The organism is Caldicoprobacter faecalis, from assembly GCF_900115765.1.
GTDB classification, from domain to species: Bacteria; Bacillota; Clostridia; order Caldicoprobacterales; family Caldicoprobacteraceae; genus Caldicoprobacter; species Caldicoprobacter oshimai.
Genome location: NZ_FOXR01000015.1, coordinates 14,270 through 37,847 on the forward strand (window position 1 = coordinate 14,270; position 23,578 = coordinate 37,847).

15 protein-coding genes and 1 pseudogene are annotated in these 23,578 nt (G+C 47.3%); all 16 read left to right on the forward strand.

Annotated elements, in window-relative coordinates:
* Positions 1-3 precede the first annotated feature (3 nt).
* The 16 genes and pseudogenes from BM241_RS07085 (at position 4) to BM241_RS07155 (ending at position 23,507) form a co-directional block, all read left to right on the forward strand.
* On the forward strand, positions 4-1,782 hold the full coding sequence (locus BM241_RS07085) for a glycoside hydrolase family 9 protein (RefSeq protein ID WP_207648980.1): 1,779 nt from the start codon (positions 4-6) through the stop codon (positions 1,780-1,782).
* Between the two features lie 200 nt (positions 1,783-1,982).
* On the forward strand, positions 1,983-2,993 hold the full coding sequence (locus tag BM241_RS07090) for an endo-1,4-beta-xylanase (protein ID WP_025746830.1): 1,011 nt from the start codon (positions 1,983-1,985) through the stop codon (positions 2,991-2,993).
* Positions 2,994-3,170: 177 nt separating this feature from the next.
* Positions 3,171-4,028 (forward strand): hypothetical protein, encoded by an 858-nt coding sequence (locus BM241_RS07095; RefSeq protein WP_143094065.1) that lies wholly within the window; start codon positions 3,171-3,173, stop codon positions 4,026-4,028.
* 108 nt (positions 4,029-4,136) lie between these two features.
* A complete protein-coding gene (locus BM241_RS07100) occupies positions 4,137-5,504 on the forward strand; it encodes an oxidoreductase (RefSeq protein WP_242948303.1) in 1,368 nt (455 codons plus the stop codon).
* A 29-nt stretch (positions 5,505-5,533) separates the two neighbouring features.
* Entirely contained in the window at positions 5,534-7,396 is a 1,863-nt protein-coding gene (locus tag BM241_RS07105; protein WP_092282372.1) for an FAD-binding protein, read from the forward strand.
* Between the two features lie 6 nt (positions 7,397-7,402).
* On the forward strand, positions 7,403-8,407 hold the full coding sequence (locus BM241_RS07110) for a LacI family DNA-binding transcriptional regulator (protein ID WP_025746826.1): 1,005 nt from the start codon (positions 7,403-7,405) through the stop codon (positions 8,405-8,407).
* A gap of 37 nt (positions 8,408-8,444) precedes the next feature.
* Positions 8,445-9,530 carry a zinc-binding dehydrogenase gene (locus BM241_RS07115; RefSeq protein ID WP_025746825.1) on the forward strand — a complete coding sequence of 362 codons (1,086 nt, stop codon included), beginning with the start codon at positions 8,445-8,447 and terminating at the stop codon, positions 9,528-9,530.
* Between the two features lie 106 nt (positions 9,531-9,636).
* Positions 9,637-18,243, forward strand: coding sequence for a glycoside hydrolase family 94 protein (locus tag BM241_RS07120; protein ID WP_025746824.1), 8,607 nt, complete (start codon positions 9,637-9,639; stop codon positions 18,241-18,243).
* Between the two features lie 372 nt (positions 18,244-18,615).
* Positions 18,616-19,497: a fumarylacetoacetate hydrolase family protein gene (locus tag BM241_RS07125; RefSeq protein ID WP_025746823.1), complete on the forward strand. Its 882-nt coding sequence runs from the start codon at positions 18,616-18,618 to the stop codon at positions 19,495-19,497.
* A gap of 75 nt (positions 19,498-19,572) precedes the next feature.
* Positions 19,573-20,265: an N-acetylmuramoyl-L-alanine amidase CwlD gene (cwlD, locus tag BM241_RS07130; RefSeq protein WP_025746822.1), complete on the forward strand. Its 693-nt coding sequence runs from the start codon at positions 19,573-19,575 to the stop codon at positions 20,263-20,265.
* A 359-nt stretch (positions 20,266-20,624) separates the two neighbouring features.
* Positions 20,625-20,723 (forward strand): annotated as a pseudogene (locus BM241_RS13130) (MerR family DNA-binding transcriptional regulator); the annotation flags it as partial.
* On the forward strand, positions 20,697-20,849 hold the full coding sequence (locus tag BM241_RS13010) for a TipAS antibiotic-recognition domain-containing protein (protein WP_394328176.1): 153 nt from the start codon (positions 20,697-20,699) through the stop codon (positions 20,847-20,849). The pseudogene BM241_RS13130 and the gene BM241_RS13010, both read left to right, overlap by 27 nt.
* Before the next feature lie 179 nt (positions 20,850-21,028).
* Complete coding sequence (locus BM241_RS07140) at positions 21,029-21,727, forward strand: VanZ family protein (RefSeq protein ID WP_143094066.1); 699 nt, start codon at positions 21,029-21,031, stop codon at positions 21,725-21,727.
* 84 nt (positions 21,728-21,811) lie between these two features.
* Positions 21,812-22,489 carry a SanA/YdcF family protein gene (locus BM241_RS07145; protein WP_025746819.1) on the forward strand — a complete coding sequence of 226 codons (678 nt, stop codon included), beginning with the start codon at positions 21,812-21,814 and terminating at the stop codon, positions 22,487-22,489.
* A 62-nt stretch (positions 22,490-22,551) separates the two neighbouring features.
* Positions 22,552-22,902 carry a DUF3221 domain-containing protein gene (locus BM241_RS07150; RefSeq protein WP_025746818.1) on the forward strand — a complete coding sequence of 117 codons (351 nt, stop codon included), beginning with the start codon at positions 22,552-22,554 and terminating at the stop codon, positions 22,900-22,902.
* Positions 22,903-23,027: 125 nt separating this feature from the next.
* Complete coding sequence (locus tag BM241_RS07155; RefSeq protein WP_025746817.1) at positions 23,028-23,507, forward strand: hypothetical protein; 480 nt, start codon at positions 23,028-23,030, stop codon at positions 23,505-23,507.
* Positions 23,508-23,578: the final 71 nt, after the last annotated feature.

The window sequence follows — 23,578 nt, forward strand, 5'->3', positions numbered from 1 at the left end:
GGGATGTATAAAAAACTGCTTAGCTTTTTTATCGCTGTGGCTGTGTCGATTGCTCTCATGCTGACGGCATGTAATAAGGTGGATGAAGCCAAATTGCCCACGCAGGGAAATGCAAACGAGGTTGGCGATGATAAGGAAAGTGAAGCTGGTGACGGTAAGGAGAGTGAGGCTGAGATGATATTGGTGAATCAAATAGGTTATGGTATAGATGATCCCAAAATGGCCGTATTTGTAGGAGAGGTTGATAGCTTTGATGTCATAGACAAAGCCAGCGGTAAGACTGTATTTACCGGCCAGGCTACTGGTCTGAAAAGAGATGTATCTTCGGGGGATACGGTTTGCTATGGTGATTTTTCAGGGCTTAGGCAACCCGGTATATACTATATTTCAGTGGGTAAAGGCCTCAAGTCGCCGGAATTTACAATAGCCGAAAAGCCATACAAGGATGTCAAAAATGCTTTGCTTAAAGCCTTTTATTATCAGCGGTGTGGTATGGCGTTGGAAGGTAAATATGCTGGCGTATGGCAGCATGATAAGTGCCACGCTGAAGACGGATACATATACGACGACCAAAATCAACATATTGATACCACAGGGGGATGGCATGATGCTGGTGATTATGGTAAATATGTTGTACCGGCAGCCAAAGCCGTTGCCGACCTTATGCTGGCATACCAGCTTTTCCCAGAAGCATTTAAAGAGCAGATAAATATTCCCGAAAGCGGTAACGGTATACCGGATATACTTAATGAAATCAGGTATGAGCTCGAATGGATGCTAAAGATGCAGGACCCCAAAAGCTATGGAGTCTACCATAAAATAGCCACATTGAACTTTCCTGGCTTTATAATGCCGGAGGTTGATAAAGATAGAAGATATATAAACCATATTTCGGCTACGGCTACTGCTGACTTTGCTGCTGCAATGGCTATGGGATACAGGGTTTATAAATCAATAGATAAGGAATTTGCTGAAAAAATGCTAAAAGCTGCGCAAAACGCATGGCAGTGGCTCGAGGCTAATCCGGATGTACCGGGATTTAAGAACCCGCCGGGAGTAAATTCCGGAGAATATGGCGATTCCAATGACCGCGATGAAAGGTTTTGGGCAGCAGTAGAGCTGTACTGTGCCACCGGTGAACAAAAATATCATGATTATATAAAAGCGTCATATAGTGATCCATCGTTTTCAAAAGCCAGTTTTGGCTGGGCTACTGTGGGTGGTTACGGTACCGTTTCTTATCTTATGATGGGTCAAGATAAAGTAGACAGCACTGTTTATGATTACCTAAGATCTCAATTTATAAAAGAAGCCGATAGATTGGTGGATATATGGTCAAATGACGGATATAAAGTGGTATTAAGACCTGATGAGTATTACTGGGGAAGCAATGGAGAGGTTATGAACAGGGCTATGCATCTTATATTAGCCAATGCTATAGCCTCAAATGCTGAGTATATAAATGCAGCCCGTGACCAATTCCACTATATATTGGGGCGTAATGCTTTGAACCAATGCTATGTGACTGGTTTCGGGTCCAATCCCATAATGCACCCGCATCATAGGCCCTCGGCAGCTGACGGTATAGAACAGCCGGTACCCGGTATGCTGTCGGGTGGCCCAAACAGCAGGAGGCAAGATCCTACGGCGCAGGAGAAAATACCGGTTGGTACACCGCCGGCAAAGGCTTTCATTGATGATGCAGGCAGCTATTCTACCAATGAAATTGCTATATATTGGAACTCTCCAGCTGTCTTTGTAGCTGCTTATTTTGATAAATAGGTATGAAAGCCCCACTGTTTCGATCGAGACGGTGTCTGCTCCTGAAGCGGGGTGTTCTTCCTAATTTGAGGTGTTGAACATGATAAAGCATATTACTGCCATCTCCATAGCTTTAATTCTGCTGCTTACAGGGTGTGTCAGTGGATCTGATAAAAATACTGGTCAGGCTGAGACAATAGGTGAAGAGGGAGGTCAAGAATATGATACAAGATATACCATCTTTAAAGGAGGTCTATAGAGATTATTTTCCTATAGGCGCAGCTGTAAGTGCTGATGCAGTATCAAAAAGCCCTGATAAAGAGCTTATAGCTAAACATTTTAATGTGCTTACACCCGAGAATGCGATGAAATTCCAGCCTATACATCCTGAGGACGGCGTATATAATTTCGAACACGCAGATAGGATTGTAGAGTTTGCACAGCAAAACGGTATGAGGGTGGTTGGGCATACCCTTATTTGGCATCAGCAGACGCCGGAGTGGGTATTCAAGGATGCTAATGGAAACCTTGTAAGCAGGGAAGTGCTCTTAGAGAGGATGGAGGAGCATATAAAGACGGTGGTTGGACATTATAGGGGTAAGGTATATGGTTGGGATGTGGTAAACGAGGCCATAGCTGACTCGCCTCCTTATGATTTACGGGATACCATGTGGAGAAGGATCATAGGAGATGATTATATCGAATGGGCTTTTAAGTTTGCCCACGAAGCCGATCCCGAAGCCGAACTGTATTATAATGATTACAACACGGAAACGCCCGGTAAAAGGGAGGCTATATACAACCTTGTAAAAGGGCTTAAAGAAAAAGGTATTCGCATAGATGCTGTGGGCATGCAGTCGCATATAAACATCTATTATCCTTCCATACAGGAAGTCGAGAACTCTATAAAGAAATTTAGTTCACTTGGAATAAAGGTAAACATAAGCGAACTGGATATGGATCTGTATAAATGGGGTGACAGGGAGGATAGATACAGAGGTGGCGTGTCGGATGATATATTGCAATTGCAGGCTGATCGGTATGGCGAGCTATTCGGGTTATACAGGCGCTATAAAGATGTTATAGGCCGTGTTACTTTTTGGGGATATTATGATGGCGGATCGTGGCTGAATAACTTCCCGGTTAAGGGTCGAACCAATTACCCGTTGCTCTTTGATAGACAGTTTAAGCCCAAGCCTGCTTTTTGGAGCGTAGTAAACTTTGATTTGTAAACTTTTAAAGGCTCTCATCTAAACTGATGAGAGCCTTTAAAAGTTTTATGTCAAATTGCTGCGCTTTTATGGTAGAATATTTATATGTATAATGTATGCACTTGGTTTATTGAGATAAAGTATATAGGGATACTGAGAGAACAAAGGGTTAATATAAAAAATGAGGTAGGTAGAAGTATGAGAACAGTACAAGCTGTGTTCGCTGCAATGCTTGTTGTAATTTTAGCTATCAACCTGGTAGCTATTGGGCTTAGCATTGCGTTTAGCATCACTTTTTTGCGCGTGAAATTTTACGACGAGGTCTTCCAAAAAACTCAATTTTACGGCCAAATCAGGCAGTGGCTTTTTAATAGAGTGAACACAGAGTTGCCCAATGGCCATGAAGCGCTTCCTTACCTTGAAAAGGCCATGACGGAAGATTGGTTGAGGGATGAAGTATTGTTCTTGGGCGGACATCTGTTTAGGTTTTTAAAAGGCAAAAGCGATCAGCTACCCGTTATACCGCTGTACAAATTGTTTGATCGTTTGGATGATTACATGAGCCAAGCCCAGCTTGAAAATAGGGATAAGATGATCAATTACTGGTTTGGTCCAATACCCGAACGTGTACGCTTCCAGGATATTTTATCAGTGGAGTTTTTCTGGGTCATTCGTCAATTTGTAAGGGTTTTTAAATGGCTATCGTGGGGGACCGTTGCCATATTTTTGGCCCTGGCCGGGATTTTGGTTGCGGTTGTAAAGGGAATAAAACAATCATTGATTTGGATAGGTGCCTCAATGGCGTCAGCTGGGGGAGTGATGTTGGAACTATCGCTGGCCACAAAGTGGATGTTGTTAAGCAATGGCATGATACCGCAATGGGCGTCAAGCCTTGCATTGCTCAAGTTTCCGTCCCATGCTATCGAATTGCTGCTGAGGACCTTTGTGGAGCATTTCCTGCTGAGGATCAATTTGATAGCCTTATTGCTGTTGCTCGCCGGAGCCGTCCTTATAACCTTCTGTAATTTTGATAGGGAATTGACCGTTATAAAATAAATTTAAATTTTTTATTTATTTTTAGAAGGAATAAAGGGTGTGTGATATCGAATATATATTTTATGCAAACGATTGTACAAACCTTTGCAAAGAGGGAGGTCAACTATAGTGGGAATACATGAAAGATTTCAACTGAAAAGCGTGGAGGACCTGTCTGACAAGATAAGGGCGCCGGGGATACATATGCCTGTATCCGCCGATATTGATGCGCTGCGACAACCTGTTAAGATAGGGGACAGGGTCATTTCCAACTCCATGGCTGTGCAGCCGATGGAAGGCTGTGACGGCACACCATCTGGAGAGCCGGATGAGCTGACTTTCCGGCGCTATCGCAGATTTGCATCAGGGGGAGCTGGGCTCATATGGATCGAGGCAACTGCCGTTGTACACGAGGGAAGGGCCAATCCGCGACAGCTGTATCTATGCCGCCAGAACAAAGATGGATTTGCACGGCTCCTTGATACCATAATGGAGGCTGCCAAATCCCAATTTGGACCTAACCACCGTCCTTATACCGTTATCCAGCTTACACATTCCGGCCGATACAGCAAGCCGGAGGGTAAACCCGCTCCCATAATCGCTGCGAGAAACCCATATCTCGACGGCAATCTTCCTGACGACTATCCTGTGATTTCGGATGAGCAACTGGAGGAGCTGGAGGACAAGTTCGTTGAAGCGGCTGAGCTGGCTAGCCAAATAGGCTTTGATGCCGTGGATATCAAGAGCTGTCACAGGTATTTGAACTCGGAGCTTTTATCGGCATTTACCAGAGAAGGCAATTACGGAGGAAGCTTTGAGAACCGAACCCGTTTCCTCATAAATATAGTCGACAAGATCAAACAGCGCCTTGGCGATGCCATCGATATTACTCTCAGGCTCAATGTCTATGATGCTATACCCTATCCCTATGGCTGGGGAGTGGATAAAGAAGACCACAGGAAGCCTGACCTGACTGAGCCCATACGGCTTGTTAAAATCCTACGGGACAAAGGCGTCAAGATGGTCAACGTAACCTGTGGCAATCCATACTATAATCCCCACATCAACAGGCCTTATGACAGTGGCCCCTATATCCCACCAGAACATCCGCTTGAGGGCGTGGCCAGGATGCTCGGGGTTGCAAAGATGATCCAAGACAGCGTACCTGATATAGTCGTGCTATCGTCGGGGCTCAGCTGGCTTCGCCATCTATCGCCCTACGCAGCTGCCGGTGGCGTTAAAGAAGGATGGTTCAAAATAGCCGGGTTTGGCCGAATGGCCTTTGCTTATCCTGACTTTGCGAAGGATATCCTTGAGAAGGGGGCATTGGACGCGAGAAAGTGTTGCATTGCCTGCGGGAAGTGCTCGGAGATAATGAGGGATGGCGGCAGAGCCGGCTGTGTCATAAGGGATGCCGAAATTTACGCTCCTATATATAAAGCTGGAAGGGAAGGTAAGCCGCCTATACAGAGCAACAGGTTGGCCGAACATGTGTAAAATTCATATATAGGAGGGTGTGATGTTGTATGAAGCGTTTTAAATGCGATGTGCTGGTTGTAGGCGGGGGAGGAGCGGCGCTCAGGGCTGCAATTGCAGCCAGGGAGCTTGACCCCGAGTGCGGGGTGATCCTGGTTACAAAAGGCAAGCTGGGTACCACGGGTACTACTGCCAATTCGTGTTCGGACAGAATGGCATTCCATGCTACACTGCCCCATACCGAACCGGGGGGAGAAGATGCATGGAGGTATCATGCAGACGATATCTACAGGCTGGGCGGCAGGGTATCCGATTATGACCTGGCGGTTATACTGGCCAAAAAGTCCTGTGAGGCCTTTGAATATTTGGATTCCCTTGGCGTACCGTTTGTCAAAAAGGATGGCAAAGCCCACCAATTTGTCACCGATGGTTCAAAATACGCCAGGGCCTGTTATACCGGGCCTAAAACGGCCATCCATATTGAAGAGGCTCTGGTCAGAAGGGCCAGGGAACTGGACCTTGAAGTTGTTGAAAACAGCATGATAGTGAGCCTCCTGGTGGAGGATGACGAAATAGTAGGTGCTATTGGGGTTGACGAGGCGGATGATATACTCATCTTTGACACGCCGGCAGTTGTGCTGGGCACCGGCGGCGGGGGAGAGGTTTTTGAACACAACGTGTATCCGCCCGGTGCAACAGGTGACGGATATGCCCTGGCGCTGCGGGCCGGTGCATCTTTGGTAAACATGGAGTTCATACAAATTGGTTTGTCGTCTGTAAAGACCAAGCTGGCGTGTTCAGGAAGCCTCATGAGGGCAGTACCGCGTTTTGTAAACGACCGGGGGGAAGAGTTTTTGATCAAGTATTTCCCCGAGGGCACCACATGGATGGAGGTACACAACGTCGTATTTGAGAAGGGCGCCAGCTGGCCTGTATCCTGTGAGCATGCCTCCAGCCAGATAGACATCGCCGTATTTAAGGAGATAATGAAGGGTAGGCGTGTATATCTTGACTTCTCCAGAAATCCAGAGGGATTTCAGTTTGACCAGCTGAAAACCGAAAATCGGCAGCGGTATGCACAAGAGATCAACAATACTATGCCCGATGATCAGCGGGAAATCAGTCCATTGGCGCGCCTTAAGGAGATCAATCCCGCCTCTATACAGTGGCTCAAGGACAACGGGATTGACCTTGAACAAGGTGAAATGATAGAGATAGTGCCGGCTGCACAGCATTTCCAGGGCGGCGTCAAGATAAGGGAAAAGGGCAATACCGAGGTGAGGGGCTTGTTTGCTGCCGGCGAATGTGCAGGGGGACAGCATGGTGCCAACCGGCCTGGTGGCAATGCTCTTCTGGACTGTCAGGTGTTTGGCAAGATCGCCGGTGAAGAGGCGGTACGCTACGCAAAATCGGTTTTGCCGGATAAAAAGGCGATCACAGATAAGATGTGCGAGGGGCTACAAAAGGAAGGGCTTATCCTTGTGTACAATGGCGCGGCTGGTGCTGTCAAGGCGGATGAGGGCGCCGGAAGAAGCATCTATGCCTCTGAGCTAAAACAGGAGATTCAAAAGTTGATGGCACGCTATGTCTCGATAGTTCGCACGTATGAGGGACTTTCCAGGGCATGGCAGCGATTGGAGGAACTGGAGCAGTATGAGGTGAAGCGCGGGAACCTTGGCCTTATAGAATACTACGAGTGCCTCAACCTTTTGCTGGTGGCCAAGGCCATGGTTTTGGTCTGTATGCAGCGCCGCGAGAGCAGGGGCCCGCATCTCTTCTTCGAATCAGAGGATGACTTGAGGCCTCTCCCGGGCAATCCCGATTATGAGAAATATTTTGTTATAAGATACAAAGGTAATGAGCTTGTGGCCGAGGCTCAGGACCCTGTAAGACCAGATGATAACGGGAGGTAAGTGCATTTGGCGACGATAAAGGATGTGGCAAAAAGAGCGGGCGTGTCGCCCAGCACCGTTTCGCGGGCATTGAGCGGGAAAGTGCCGGTTGATAAAGAGACGCGGGAAAGGGTCATGGAGGCCGTACGCGCCCTTAACTATAAGCCCAACATCCTTGCAAAAGGATTAAAGGAGGGCAGAACCAACACTATAGGCCTTATGGTGCCCAATATATGCAATCCTGTGTTCCCTGCGGTGGCACGGGGTGTGGAGGACGTGGCCAGGGAACACGGTTTTACCGTCATATTGTGCAATACCGATGAAAACATTGAGGCCGAGAAGGACTATGTCGAGAAACTGCAAAAGCGGTGGGTGGACGGCTTCATATTTGCCACGGCCAGGGAAGAAAGCCAACACATATTCGAGCTTAAAGAGAAGGGTTTCCCAGTGGTGCTGGTAGTGCGGCATATGGGCCAAGCGGTGGATGCCGTGGTAATAGATAATTATAAATCATCCTTTGAGGCCGTTAAATACCTGATCAATACAGGGCACAGGAGGATATGCATAATAAACGGCGATACCAGCTTGACGCTGTACAAGGAGCGCTTCGAAGGTTACAAGCATGCCCTTCAAGCTGCTGGATTGCCCATTATGCCAGAGCTGGTGCTGGATGTGGCTGGTCGAGATGATAACGGCTATGGAGCTGTTACGGCCATGTTAAAGAAGGGAATACTGCCCGATGCCGTGTTTGCCACCAGCGACCCCAGGGCAATTGGCGCCATAAGGGCTATCAAGGACTGCGGCCTGAGCGTACCTGGTGATGTGTCGGTGGTGGGATTTGACGACCTGGATATAAGCGCTTTTTTGGATCCGCCCCTTACCACGGTTTCTCAGCCGCTGTATGAAATGGGAGCCAGGGCGGCACGCAGGCTTATCGATATGATCAACGGAGAAAAATCTGGGCAGCCAAAAGTTGAACTTGTAGAGGCCAATTTGGTGATAAGGAAATCGGTCAAAGTGCGGGAGCATTGATAAAATTATATTTTTAATCAAGAAAGGGATGGTGTACATGAAGAGCAAGGCCATGGTTTTAACGGCGTTTAACCAGCCGCTTGAGCTTCAGGAGTTTACCGTATCAGCCCTTGAGGAAGGGCAAGTGCTGGTTAAGCTCAAAGCTGCTGGCGTATGCGGCTCCGATGTGCACATGTGGAAGGGCGAGGACCCCAGAACCCCCCTTCCCATTATCCTGGGCCATGAAGGGGTAGGTATAGTCGCCGAATTTAAGGGAGAAAAGCGCACTGTTGATGGCCTTCCGTTAAAGGAAGGGGACTTCATCTTATGGAACAGAGGTATCAGCTGTAACCAGTGTTTCGCCTGCAAGGTCTTGAGGGAGCCATCGCTGTGCCAGCAAAGGAAGGTGTACGGCATCAATATGTCGTGCAGCCTACCGCCATATTTAAACGGTTGCTATTCCGAGTATATTGTGCTCAACCGCGATACCGATATATTCAAGATTACCCAAGACGTAGATCCCGCAGTGGTAGTTTCGGCTTCCTGTTCGGGTGCCACTGTTGCCCACGCGTTTGATATGATCGAGCATGCGGTGGGCGATACGGTGGTGGTACAGGGCCCCGGCCCGCTAGGGATATATGCAGTGGCCTTTGCCAGGAAGCTTGGCGCTTCAAAGGTTGTCGTGATAGGCGGTTCATCCTCACGCCTTAACATATGCAAAGAGATGGGGGCCATTACCCTTGATCGCCATGCTACTACGGTAGAGCAGAGAAGGGAGTTCATCATGGATATAACCGGTGGACGGGGAGCTGATGTTGTCGTTGAAGCCGTGGGCTCTCAAGGTGTGGTGGAAGAGGGCATAAAGCTTTTGAGAAGCGGCGGCACTTACCTTTCAACCGGTTTTGCGCAGCCCGCTGGCCTGGAACAGATTGATTTCTATTATGATGTTGTGAGGAAGAACATCAGGATTCAGGGGGTATGGGTCAGCGATACCAGGCATACTTGGCAGGCCCTCAACCTGGTGCTCGAAAATTCTGAGGCCTTCAGAAAGATGATCACCCACAGGTTTAAGCTGACGGAGGCCAACGAGGCTCTAAGTGCCATGGCCACCAGACAGGCTTTAAAAGCGGTGCTTGAGATGTAGCAATATTTCTCAATTCCAACCTTTGCATGTATTCAGGTGTAGAAAATCGTCAATAATTATTTATAGAAAAAAAACCGGCAATACTTACATGCAAAGGGGAATCGAGATGCCAAATTTAGAAGAGCTGAAACAACAGGCCAAAGAGATCGCCAAAAGCCACAAAGTCAAAAAAGGTGCGACATTGTCCCGTAATGTATTTCCGAAAATTGATGACGATATCGAGGTATTGCTTAAGGCCTATAAGATCACAAACGAAGTGGTGAAGAACAAAGGGTATATAGTTCCTGCCGCCGAATGGCTGCTGGACAATTTCTACATGATCGAGGAACACATAAAGGATATTAAGCACAGCTTGAGTCAGGACTATTATCGTGAACTTCCCGTGCTGGAAACCGGAAAATTTAAGGGATTACCCAGGGTGTATGCGCTGGTTGAGGAGATGCTTTCCTATACCGATGCCAGTTTGAACGATGATGACCTCAAGGCGTTCATAAGCGGATACCAGTCGGTCACTCCTCTTACCAGCCGTGAACTCTGGGTAATCCCGACCATGATACGCATTGCATTGATAAAGAAAATCCGCGATATATCTGTACATATAGTGGAATCGCAAAATTTAAAAAGGGAAGCCGAAAAGTGGGCTGAGCGGTTGTTGGCAGCAATTGAAGGTACCGAGGAGGACATACAGCGGGCCATTTCCGAGCATGACAGCCAAATCGGTACCATGGTGCCGGCCTATGCAGAAAGGTTGCTCAAGCGTTTAAGGGAACAGGGCAGCGAAGCTGCCTCCATCATCAGATGGATAGATGGCAAGCTGGCGCTTCAAGGTACCAATGCAGAGGAAATCATACAGCAGGAGCACCAGCAACAGGCGGCATACAAGGTATCAATAGGGAATGCCATTACCACCCTGCGCTTTTTAGCGGGGATTAAATGGGAAGAGCTTTTTGAGGAATTGAGTATAGTAGAGCAGACGCTGCGCCAGGACCCTGAGGGAGTTTATGGGAAGATGGAGTTTGCTTCCAGAGATTTTTACCGCCGTCAGGTGGAGGAGCTGGCCAAAGAGGCCGATGTCAGCGAGTGGGAAGTGGCGCAGGCGGCTGTTGAATGTGCCTGTGAATTTGGAAACAACCCGCATGCTGAGGCGCGGCACAGGCATGTGGGATACTACCTTATTGGTAAGGGCAGGAAACAGCTTGAGGCCAGGCTTAACATCAAGAAAAGCTTTGTCAAAAAGCTGAAGCAGGGAGTAGCCGATCATCCCTACGGCTTTTACTTCGGCTCAATCTCGTTGCTTACAGCAGTGTTGTTTGCGCTGTTCTATTTTATTCTATTCAGGTATGGCGACGTAACGGGTTTTTGGGATTTGCTGGTAGCCATGCTGGTGGCTGCCATTCCAATCTTCAGCTTATCGATCGGCATAGTTCACTGGGCTGTTACCCGAATGCTGCCGCCATGCCATCTGCCAAAATTGGAGTTTAAGGATGGCATACCGCCGGAGTACCGCACCCTGGTGATAATCCCTACCCTGTTGTCTAGCGAGAAGAGGGTCAAGGAACTGGCAGAGCAGATGGAGGTCTTCTACCTTGCCAACCACGAAAAAAACCTTCATTTTGCTCTGGTGGGCGATTTTAAAGATTCTCCCAATCAAACGGAACCCCAGGATGAAAAGATAGTTGAGACGGCCATAAAGGCCATCGAAGAGTTGAATGCCCGCTACAGCGACGAGAGAAAGGACATATTTTTCTATTTCCATCGTTACAGACAATGGAATCCGGCTCAAAAGACCTGGATGGGCTGGGAGCGCAAAAGAGGCGCTATTATAGAGCTTAACCGCCTCTTAAAGGGTAGAGACGATACCAGCTATTACATAAAGGTGGGAGACCTTTCGGCATTAAAATCCGTCAAGTATATCATCACGCTAGATGCTGATACCCAGCTGCCCAGGGATGCCGCAAAACGCCTGGTGGGCACCATGGCGCATCCACTTAACCGCCCCCGATTGAATCCATTTATACCTAGGGTAGAAGAAGGCCACGGGCTACTCCAGCCCAGGATAGGGGTGGCTGTGGATAGCGCCAGCCGCTCCTTTTTTGCTTTAATATTCTCGGGGCAAACCGGTATTGACCCCTATACCACGGCGGTTTCGGATGTGTACCAGGACCTCTTTGGCGAGGGAATATTCACGGGCAAGGGAATCTACGACCTGGATGCCTTTTACAACGTATTGGATCAGGCCATTCCCGAAAACGCCGTCCTAAGCCACGATTTGCTTGAAGGCTCTTATTTAAGAGCCGGATTGGTGACCGATATAGAATTGATAGACGGATATCCATCCCATTACGTAGCTTATGCCATGAGGCTGCATCGCTGGGTTCGTGGCGATTGGCAGCTCATTCCGTGGCTGTTCTCCCGCGTAAAAGACGCAAGAGCAAATATGGCGATAAATCCCCTTAATGCTATATCTAAATGGAAAATACTGGATAATATGAGGCGCAGCCTGCTGCAGCCCGCCATATTCCTCACCCTGATGCTGGGCATGACGGTGTTACCGGGGCCGGTATGGTTGTGGGTAAGCCTTGGGGTACTTACGCTGGCTTTTCCGCTGGTGATGGACGTCATAAGCAACTTTTTGTCAGGGGGCGATGGGGCTGGTTCGTCGACAAAGCTGGCCGATGCGCTGTTTGGCGCCAGGAGCCTGACATGGCAGATTGCCTTGTCGTTTGTATTTCTGGCGCATCAAGCCTATCTCATGGCGGATGCCATAGTGCGTACCCTCATAAGGGTAGCCTTTACCCACAGGAATATGCTGGAGTGGGTGACGGCGGCAGACGCCGAGCGAAGCTTTAAGGGGCAGCTTTCCGACTTTTGGAGGAAGATGTGGCCTGGGATAGCGGTTGCAGCTTTCTTCCTCGGCTGGGTTGCCTTTTTTAACCCTGCGCTATGGGCTGGAGCTACGGCTTTGTCGATATTATGGGGGTTGTCCCCGTGGATAGCCTATCGTATAAGTCGGCTGAAACAAAAGAAGGTTCCCAATCTCTCGCAGGAACAGATTTTGAAGCTGAGGCTTATTGCCAGAAAGACATGGCGATTCTTTGAGGATTTCGTTGGGCCGGAGGATAACTGGTTGCCGCCCGACAATTACCAGGAAGACCCACCTGTTGGCGTTGCGCACAGAACATCGCCCACCAACATCGGTTTATACCTCATGTCCATTCTGGCGGCGCGCGATCTGGGCTATATAGGCACTTTGGAGGCTATCGAGAGGCTTGAACGTACCATTTCAACCATCGAGAGGATGGAAAAGGCTGAAGGCCATCTGTATAACTGGTACAACACCAAAACTTTAGAACCGCTTAAACCCCGTATCATATCATCGGTTGATAGCGGCAATCTGGTGGGCTACCTTATTGTCATCAAACAGGGCCTTGAAGACTTTTTAAGAAAACCGCTTGTAGGTAAGGAGATGTTGGAAGGCCTAAGAGATACGCTTATGCTCTACCAGCATAAAGGAAATGAATTACTTGATAAGGCACTGGCAGAAAACGGGGTTACGCTTACCGGCTGGAGGGCCCTGCTTGATGATATGAAGCATGAGAAGGGCAGCATTAATAGATATATTGGTTTTTATCTGCAGGAGCTGGATTGCCTTGTGCCATGGGTATCAATGCTATGCAGCGTTCCTAAAGAGCTGAAGGACGAGCAAGGGGGATATGCTGAGACTGCCCAAAAATTCAGCTACCTGATAAGGCAGCTCGATGGCGAATTTTCGGTGAAATGGCTGCTGGATAACTATTCCCTAGTTTTGGATATTCTATCAGAAGCCATGCAGTCTCTATATGAAGAAGGACATACAGATGAAAAAGCTCGAAAGCTCATGAACTGGCTTAAGGATTTTGAGCTGGCCCTGGCCAAGTCACATGCTGCTGCCAAGGATTTAGCACAGCGCTGCAGTCGATTAAGCTGCAGAATTGACCAGTTGGTCCGCAATACCAACTTCCGAGTGGTATATGATTCTAACCTAGAGCTGTTCTCTGTGGGGTACGATGTGGAAAAGGGCAAGCTCATAAAGAGCTATTATGACCTTCTGGCGTCCGAGGCTAGGCAGGCCAGCTTTATAGCCATAGCAAAGGGTGACGTGCCGCAAAAACACTGGTTCCGTTTGGGCAGGCCTTTAACTATGGTAGGGGATTACAAGGTTCTGCTGTCTTGGAGCGGTACCATGTTTGAGTACATGATGCCACTTTTGATAATGAAAAACTACGATTACACCCTATTGGATGAGACGTATACAGCAGCGGTGGAGGCTCAGATTCAATATGGAGAGCAGCGCCATATACCGTGGGGAGTATCGGAATCGGCCTTTTATGCCTTTGACCTGCATCTCAATTACCAGTATAAGGCCTTTGGTGTACCCAAACTGGGGCTAAAACGGGGGCTCATAAATGACATAGTCATTGCCCCCTATGCCACCCTTTTGGCCTTGCCGGTAAACCCCGTCGCAGCAGTAAAAAACATTGAGGCCCTCATGGCGGAGGGGGCAGATGGTACTTATGGATTATACGAGGCCATTGACTATACTCCCGAACGCCTGCCACAAAAAAAGAGGAACATGGTGGTAAAGTGCTTTATGGCCCATCACCAGGGGATGGCATTGTTAGCCCTCAATAATTTCTTGAATGATAACATAATGCAGGAGAGATTTCATGCTTCCCCCATGGTGCGGGCTACCGAACTGCTGCTGCAGGAGCGCATACCCGAAAAGGAGATATTCTTAAAAGACCGCAGCGAAAAGCCTTTGGATGTGGAGGCAGAAAAGGTAAAATATCACGAGATCAGGCCCAGAAGGCGCTTTTCGGTACATACCACCGAAATACCCGAGGTACATCTTTTGTCCAACGGTGCCTATTCGGTGATGATTACTGCTGCTGGTAGCGGGTTCAGCCAGATGCAGGGGATGGCGGTTAACCGCTGGAGCGAAGATTTTACCCTGGAAGGGCACGGCATGTTTTTCTACATAAAGAATTTAAACTCAAACGAGTTTTGGTCGGCTACCTATAATCCCACCAGGGCCATACCTGATGAATACCGTGTGGTGTTTGAACCGGATCACGCTGTATTCTTAAGAAAGGATGGCAACATCGAAACCCTTACCGAGGTGGCGGTATCCACCGAGCACAATGCCGAGATAAGGAGGATAAGCCTTACCAACCATAGCCAGCACGGACGCGTGGTGGAGGTTACCAGCTATTTTGAGCCCGTGCTGTCATCGCTGGCCGATGATATGGCGCATCGGGCATTCAACAACCTCTTTGTTGAAACCGAATACGTACCCGAGTACAATGCCCTTTTGGCCAGGAGAAGGCCGCGAAAGCCCAATCAAAAGTCGGTATGGTTGGTTCATACCTTTGCGCTAGAAGGCGAAGCCATAGGTCAGCCGCAATATGAAACCGACAGGGCTCGTTTTATCGGCAGGGGGAGGGACCTGTCCTTTCCGCAGGTGATGGAGCCCGAACACCCGTTGTCCAACACTGCGGGAGCGGTGGTGGACCCCATCATGAGCCTGAGGCAGAGAATAGCCATTCCGCCCGGTAAGACCGCCAAGATATCCTTTGTGGTGGCGGTGGCCGACAGCCGTGAAGCCGCGCTTTCGCTGGCAAAGGAGTACAGGAATGGCTCTGCTGCTTCCCGTGCCTTTGAGCTGGCATGGACCCATAGCCAGGTTGAGATGCGCTACCTCAATATAACCTCAGGGCAGGTTAACCTGTATCTGAAGATGGCTTCCCACATACTCTATCCTACTCCCTTACAGAGGAACAAAGAGGAATTTTTAAGGAAAAACCAAAAGGGGCAGTCGAGTCTGTGGGCATATGGCATTTCGGGGGATATTCCCATCGTAGTGGTCGAGGTAAGTCAGCTGGAGCATATGGAACTGGTTAGGCAGGTTTTAACGGCTCATGAGTATTGGCGCCTCAAAGGCTTAAATGTGGATCTGGTGCTGCTCAATGAGTATGGCAACAGCTATGAGCAGCCAGTACAGGAGAGGCTGCAGGACTTGGTCATGATAAGCCATGCCCGGGATTTGCAGAACAAGCCGGGAGGGGTATACATCATACAGGGAGTCTTTATGCCCGAGGAGGATAAAGACCTCTTAAAGGCCGTCGCACGGTTGGTGCTTTCGGGCGATGGCGGCAGCATATCCTCGCAGCTTAAATTCTACCAGCCGAAGGAGGCTTTGCCACCTGCGTTGACGGTAACGGCGCTGCCGGCTCAGAAGGAAGAGATATTGGAGGAAAGTGACGAAGAGCTCATATTTTTCAACGAGCTGGGAGGATTCACTCTAGATGGCCGCGAATACGTCATCAGGTTGCGCGATGGCAAATGTACCCCAATGCCCTGGAGCAACGTCATATCCAACAGCCAGTTTGGTTTCCTGGTCACCGAATCGGGAGGCGGCTACACCTGGTGCAAGAATAGCCGCCAAAACAAGCTGACCCCCTGGTCCAACGACCCGGTCATCGATCCTCCGGGTGAAGTCATATATCTCAGAGATGAGGACACGGGTGAGGTTTGGACCATAACGCCATCGCCTGTTCGGGAGAGGCAGCCCTATACGGTCCGCCACGGGCAGGGCTATACGGTCTTTGAACATACAAGCCACGGGATTGTGCAGCGTCAGGAGATGTTTGTGCCTCTGGAACAGCCTGTGAAGATCTCAAAGGTAACCCTAACAAACCAGTCCCAATGGACCAAAAGGATTACTATAACGTATTACGTTGAATGGGTGCTGGGTGTTCAGCGCCATGGTACTAGCCAGTTCATCGTAACCGAATGGGATGAGCAAAGGGGTGTCCTCCTGGCAAGAAACGCTTACAACGAGGACTACCCCCGACGGGTGGCATTTATGGCTGCTAACCTGCCTGTATTTTCCTATACCTGCGACAGAACCGAATTTTTAGGCAGGAATGGCAGCCTCCATGCCCCGGCTGCCCTGCAGAGGATTGGGCTTTCGGGGCGAGCGGGTGCGGGCTATGATCCATGCGGTGCCATTCAAATGAGGATTACGCTGGAGCCGGGCCAGCAAAAGGAGATCGTGTGCCTGCTGGGAGAGGGTGAAGATTTGGAAGAAGTGTACCGGATTATAGGCCTGTATAGAGATGTGGAGAGGGTGGACAGCGAGCTTGAAAGGGTGAAGGAATTCTGGGATGGGGTACTGGGAACGATACAGGTCAGCACGCCGGACCGGTCTATGAACTTGCTGCTCAACCGTTGGTTGGTGTACCAGGTGCTTTCATGTAGGATGTGGGCTAGAACCAGCTTTTATCAGGCGGGTGGCGCTTATGGGTTTAGGGATCAGCTTCAGGATACCATGGCTTTGGTTTACAGCCTGCCTCAAATTGTAAGGCAGCACATCATCGAGGCCAGCGCTCATCAGTTTGTCGAGGGTGATGTGCAGCACTGGTGGCACATGCCCTATAATGGAATCCGCACCCGGATGTCCGATGACCTGCTGTTTTTACCCTTTGTGGTGGCCGATTACGTCAAGGTTACCGGCGATTGGAGCGTATTGGATGAAGAGGTCTATTTCCTCGAAGATGAACCATTGGCACCCCAGGAAATGGAACGGTATAGCGTCCCCAGCATTTCGCAGTGCAAGGCTTCCGTCTACGAGCACTGCATACGAGCCATAGAGCGTGCATTTAGGTTTGGTCCTCATGGTTTGCCGCTCATAGGTACGGGAGACTGGAACGATGGTATGGACAATATAGGAAGGGAAGGCAGAGGCGAAAGCGTATGGCTGGGCTGGTTCCTGTATACCACGCTGCAGCGCTTTATCCCCATCTGTGAGGCAAGAGGGGATGAAGAGCGGGCCAGACGGTTTAGAGACACCGCCTGCAACATCCTCGAAGCCATTGAAAAGCATGGATGGGATGGCGGATGGTACAGAAGGGCTTATTTCGATGACGGAACGCCATTGGGGTCTGAACAAAATGACGAGTGTCAGATAGATTCCATATCCCAATCCTGGGCGGTCATATCGGGAGCCGCAAACCCCAATCGGGTTCGCGAGGCCATGAGGGCTTTGGAGCATTATCTGATTCGCCGTGAAGAAGGGATCATACGTTTGTTTACTCCGCCATTTAATAAAACCCATCTGGAGCCGGGATATATCAAAGGGTATATACCGGGGGTAAGGGAAAACGGTGGCCAGTACACCCATGCAGCGGTGTGGGTGATTATGGCATTTGCCAAACTGGGTGACGGTAACAAGGCTGCCGAGCTGTTTAACTTGATCAACCCCGTAAACCATGGGCGTACATGGATCGAGGTGTCGAGGTACAAGGTAGAGCCGTACGTGATGGCGGCCGATGTTTATTCCACGCCGCTGTATGTAGGCAGAGGAGGATGGACTTGGTATACCGGTTCTGCCTCCTGGATGTACAGGGTGGGACTTGAACATATACTGGGCTTTAAGCTGGAAGGCGATTGCTTGATTGTAGACCCCTGTATACCTCAATGGTGGAACAAGTATGAGATCACCTACAATTACAAAAGCAGCGCATACCACATCGTAGTAGAGAACCCGCAAGGGGTCAGCAAGGGCGTCAGAACTGTATTGCTTGACGGGCAGAAGCTACCTAACAGAAAAATTCCTCTTGTGGATGATGGCATACGCCATGAGGTGCGTGTCATAATGGGGACCGGTGTATAAAACCGGTCTCCTTATTGTTTGTTTTGCTTTATCGCGGTCAATCGCAAAATGATAACAAAGTCGCTGATACGAGCAATTGTTCCAGTAAACTGGTTGCACCCACCACGTTACCGGTCATCTGCCTATTTTTTAATCCAGATCTAGATCTATTTCATAAAGAGAGCAGTAATAGAATATGCTCAAAAATTTGCCAGCTAAATATATCAATCACATATATCAATCTTTTCTAGAGAATTCCAGAATTTTTACATCGCTATTTTGCTCTTGTTTTGATTTTTGGTGGATGGTATATTATAACAAAAAGGCTTGTAACAGTGTATTAGGGGGATAACACAATGTGGTGCAAGAATAAAAAGCGAAGGAGATGATGCGATGTATCTGGCAACTTTTAAGATAGGGGACAAGGAAGATTGGGGCCTTGTAAGGCCTGAGGTGGGGCTCATATGCCCTGCTAAAGTTTGGGTGGGCCAAAATGCGCCAGCAACTCTTCTTGATTTTATACGCTTGTCTGCCGATGACAAAAAGCTGCTTTCATATGAACCCCCTTTGCCCAATGAACAATGGCTCGCCATAGATGAAGTAGAGTTGATAGCTCCTATTCCTCGGCCGGTTCGTAATATATTCTGCGTGGGGAAAAATTATATGGATCACATCGAAGAGATGAATAAGGATATATCAGGCCTCAACATACAATATCCCCAATATTTTACCAAGGCTACACACACCGTTACAGGGCCTTTTGCCGATGTTCCACTGCATTCGGATGTCACGGCACAGGTGGACTACGAAGCCGAGCTGGCAGTCATCATAGGCAAAGAAGGCATCAATATTCCTGAAGATAAGGCGATGGACTACGTGTTCGGGTACACCATCATAAACGACGTGACGGCCAGAGACTTGCAGCAAAACCACAGCCAATGGTTTAAGGGCAAGAGCCTGGATGGTTTTTGCCCCATGGGGCCCTGGATCGTAACCAGAGATGAGATTATACACCCGGTTGAGCTCAACATATCCAGCTGGGTAAATGGGGAGTTGCGACAACGTTCCAATACCCGTCATATGATATTTAGCATTCCTAAGCTTATAAGCATCCTTTCGCAAGGCCTTACCTTAGAACCGGGGGATATACTGGCAACCGGTACCCCTGCAGGGGTAGGCATGGGATTTGACCCGCCAAGGGTTTTGAAGAGCGGCGATGTGGTGAGAATCGAGGTTGAGAAGATAGGCTATATAGAGAATAGGTTTGTCGAATAGAATATTGGTGAATAGGACAAACGCCTCCAGTAATATTTTTTCTACAAGAGAATGTTGCTGGAGGTTTTAAATTTTATGAAGGTCATATTTATCTCCAGGAGATGGTTTATAGTATTGTGGATTTTGTTGGGCATAGCGCTGTTTTTGTTATTTGCTTTAAAGCTCAAAGAAGACAGCGCTATTCTTACCCTTGCCTCACCTGTTAGCAAAAAGATAATTGTGATAGACGCGGGACACGGAGGCTTTGATCCGGGAGCTGTAAGCGATAGTGGCACCCGAGAAGATAAGATAAATCTAATCATAGCACGGAAGCTAAAAAAGTATTTGGAAAATCAGGGAGCCAAGGTCGTAATGACCCGACAAACCGATGAGGCTCTGGGCAGAACCAAGAGAGAGGACATGCAAAAACGGGTTGAGATTATAAGAAACAGCAATGCAGATATTGTGGTCAGCATCCACCTCAACAAGTTTCAGCAGTCGAAGTATTACGGAGCGCAAACTTTCTATATGGCCGGAAGCGAGGAAGGCAAAAGGCTGGCGCAGTGCATCCAAACCCAGCTTATAAAAATTTTAAATCGCGGAAATACCAGGCAGATCAAGGCGGTAAGCGATCTGCTCATACTCAAGGCGGGTCAGGCTCCCAGCGTTATCGTGGAGTGCGGTTTTCTTTCCAATCCTCAGGAGGAGAAGTTGCTTAAAACCGATGAATATCAAGAACAGGTGGCATGGGCGATATACTGCGGAATTGTCGATTATTTCGCCGGGTAATAGCGATTGTGCCGGGCAGTAGTGTCATTAAACATAAAAGCTTTGATTTTGCTGAAAACTTAATCTGCTTAAATGTAGCTTTATAAAGCAATGCCTATGTATGCAATTTTTCTCTTCCCGTCATTTTACTTCAAAATTGTAGATTTCGTTTTAAGCAACAAAATAGACTTTTTAGAGCAGAATCAGCTTTTAGATATTATGGCCCACGTTAATTATTGTATTTAACACATTGTATAACAATAAAATTTCTAACTAAATATATGAAGATAGGAACAGCACGGGTTATTTTAAAAATATTTTTTTGTGTTGACATTGACGCAACGTAAAGGTTTATAATGCAGTTATCAAGGAGGGATAGCATGGAGTACACGGTACATGAATTGGCAAAGCTGGCAGGAATAACGCCAAGAACGCTTAGATACTATGATGAAATTGGACTTCTTAAGCCGGCAAGAATAAAAATGATTGAGATGTACGTTGATGATGAACGTTTTACGGCATACTACGATAAAATCGCTCCGGGGTGTGCGGCCTTTTTGCGTGATGCAATGAGGATATACACTGGGATAAAGGATTATAATTGAGTTGTACAGTAGCTGCTTGGTTTATTGATTAAATATCAGATAACGGTAGTGGAGAGATCTTAAGCAACATAGCCTTCCTGCCGAAAAGGGTAGGGAGGCTTTTTATCTTGATTGGTATTGAAACGAGGGCACGGAATGTGATAGCCTTAAATAGGAGTCAGAAATGGGGAGGTAAAAAAATGAAGAAATCCCTTCTTTTAAAAAGGCTGATTACTATGATCGTATATTTGGGGGAATTATTATTTGTATTCTATATCGGCATAGGGTATTTTAAATCGGGTGCAATGTTTGACGTGGTCGGCTTGTTTCTCATAGCTTCTATTTTTTGCATACCCGCAGGTGTCGCTACATGCCTGATAGCATCGACTATGCAGGAATATGATAAAAAAGTAAGGACGGTGAGAGCTTTTGTATTTGCAGTCTTTTTGTTTTATGCTTTAATTTTATTCTATTTATTGTTCATGGGACGATACAGACTCAGGGCATGGACCATTGGGAATGTCGGATTTAACATAAACGCCTTCAATATAAACTTGGTTCCGTTCAGAACGATAGCGACTTACATACGGCAATATTTTAGCGGCTCGATCAATAAGTCAATAATAATCGAAAATTTAATGGGCAATTTGTTCGTATTTGCCCCGATGGGCTTGCTATTGCCTTGCTTGTTTAAAAGCTTGAGGAAGTTTAATAAGTTTATCATTGCCATGATAATAATCCTGGTTGCAGTGGAGTCTGCACAGCTGTTAACCAATACCGGGAGTATGGATATAGATGACATTATATTGAATTTGGCAGGAGCGATTATATTCTTTGCTGTTTGGAAACTCCATGTACTTCAACAATTGTTGAAAAAGTTTTATATTGTAGAAATGTAAGGCTTTGTCACGTTCTAAGATTATCTTTATCTGAAAATGGCTGTTGGCTTATCTCTAATAATACGTGAAAGAGATGATGAGGCAATGGAAATTACGAAAAATAAAGTTACGACGATATTTTTCATTTTAATATGTGCTGCCATGTTGGTATCATTGCTTATATTAATCATAAATGCCCATATCAAGGCTTTAGTAAAAGGTAGAATTCTCTCACCGGACCATATACCGATAACCGATGCCGACTGTATCCTGGTATTGGGGGCAAGGGTGTGGGCCGACGGGCGCCCCAGCTATATGCTTGAGGATCGGCTTGTGCGGGCTATTGAGCTGTACAATATGGGCATTTGTAATAGGTTGCTGATGAGCGGCGATCATGGCAAAAAGGATTATGATGAGGTCAACGTGATGAAAAAATATGCCGTTGACAGAGGAATCCCATCAAGCTGCGTTTTTATGGACCATGCGGGATTTTCAACCTATGAAAGCCTTTATCGTGCCAGGGACGTTTTTAAGGTTAAAAAGGCCATTATAGTCACCCAGGAGTATCATCTTTATAGAGCTCTATATATCGCACAGAAGTTGGGTTTGGAAGCGTACGGCGTTGCCGCCGACCGCAGGGAGTACTACGGGCAGTCGAGCAGGGAACTGAGGGAGATACTGGCAAGGGTCAAGGACTTTTTCGCAGCGATTATAAAGCCCAAGCCTACCTATCTCGGTGACCCAATTCCCATAGACGGTGATGGCGATTTGACAAACGATTAATGAAACAAAATCCAGTGGAGGGCCGTCTAATATATCGAAAGCTTTACAAGGGAGGTTTTATCATGAAAAGGTATTGGTTTGTATTTGCAATAGCTGTTGTAACATTGCTGTTTTTTTCATCCTGCGGCCCTGCTGATAACGGAAATGGGGTAAGCTTCGAGGCTACCGTCCTTGAGAACAACCAATCGAATTTGTTGGTACAGCCTGAGGAAGGCTCCGATGAGCTGCGTTCATCAGATAAGATTATAGTGCACATAAATGATGATGTGAAATTGCTGGATTCCCAAGACAAGGAGATAAAGATTAGCGATATAAAAGTAGGGGATAAGGTACGGATATTCTATAATGGTGCAATTGCGGAGAGCTATCCAGCGCAGATCAATAGATGTTATAAAGTTAAGTTGCTGGATTGACGTAAAATGCTCGAGCCGGGTGTTATAGTCTGTATTAGATTTGCATCTGCATTATGCTGTTGTTTGCACGACACCCAGAATCAATTCTGGTTGAACTGTTTTTTGGCATAATATAGAATGAGATGATGAACGTATCAAAAAGTAAATTAATTCTACTAATTTTATGTTTAACTTTTTTCAGTAGTATATCAGCCTATGCATTGTCATCAATGAGTGGGACTGTAAAAGTTTGGGCTGGACTTCCATTGATTGGTTGGACCTACGTAAATACCCCTTATACAGCTTACTACGAAGAAATATTTTATGAAGGAGTGTTTCCAGATGGTAATATAGTAGCTCAACAAACAAATGAATTATTAAGTTCTAAAAAAGGTACAGTTGTACGTGCTGTAAAAAATGTCGTTTTAGGACCTTCTTACCAAAGTGCAGGGTTTTCGATATTTGAATTCAGATTTATTGAGAATTGGTATAAGATAACTGGAGTCAGCACCTTTGATGTATATGCGGCAGGTGAATGTGTGGCTGAAGTTAGTGGCGTAAGAATTAGTTTAGGTAGGCAAACATTCTTGGGGGAAGTAGATTTAGGTTACTATGTAATAAGATAGATTAAGCAGATTTAGTTTAATATGAGGATAAGACTATATGGAATCCTCCATATAGCCTTATCTAAAATGTT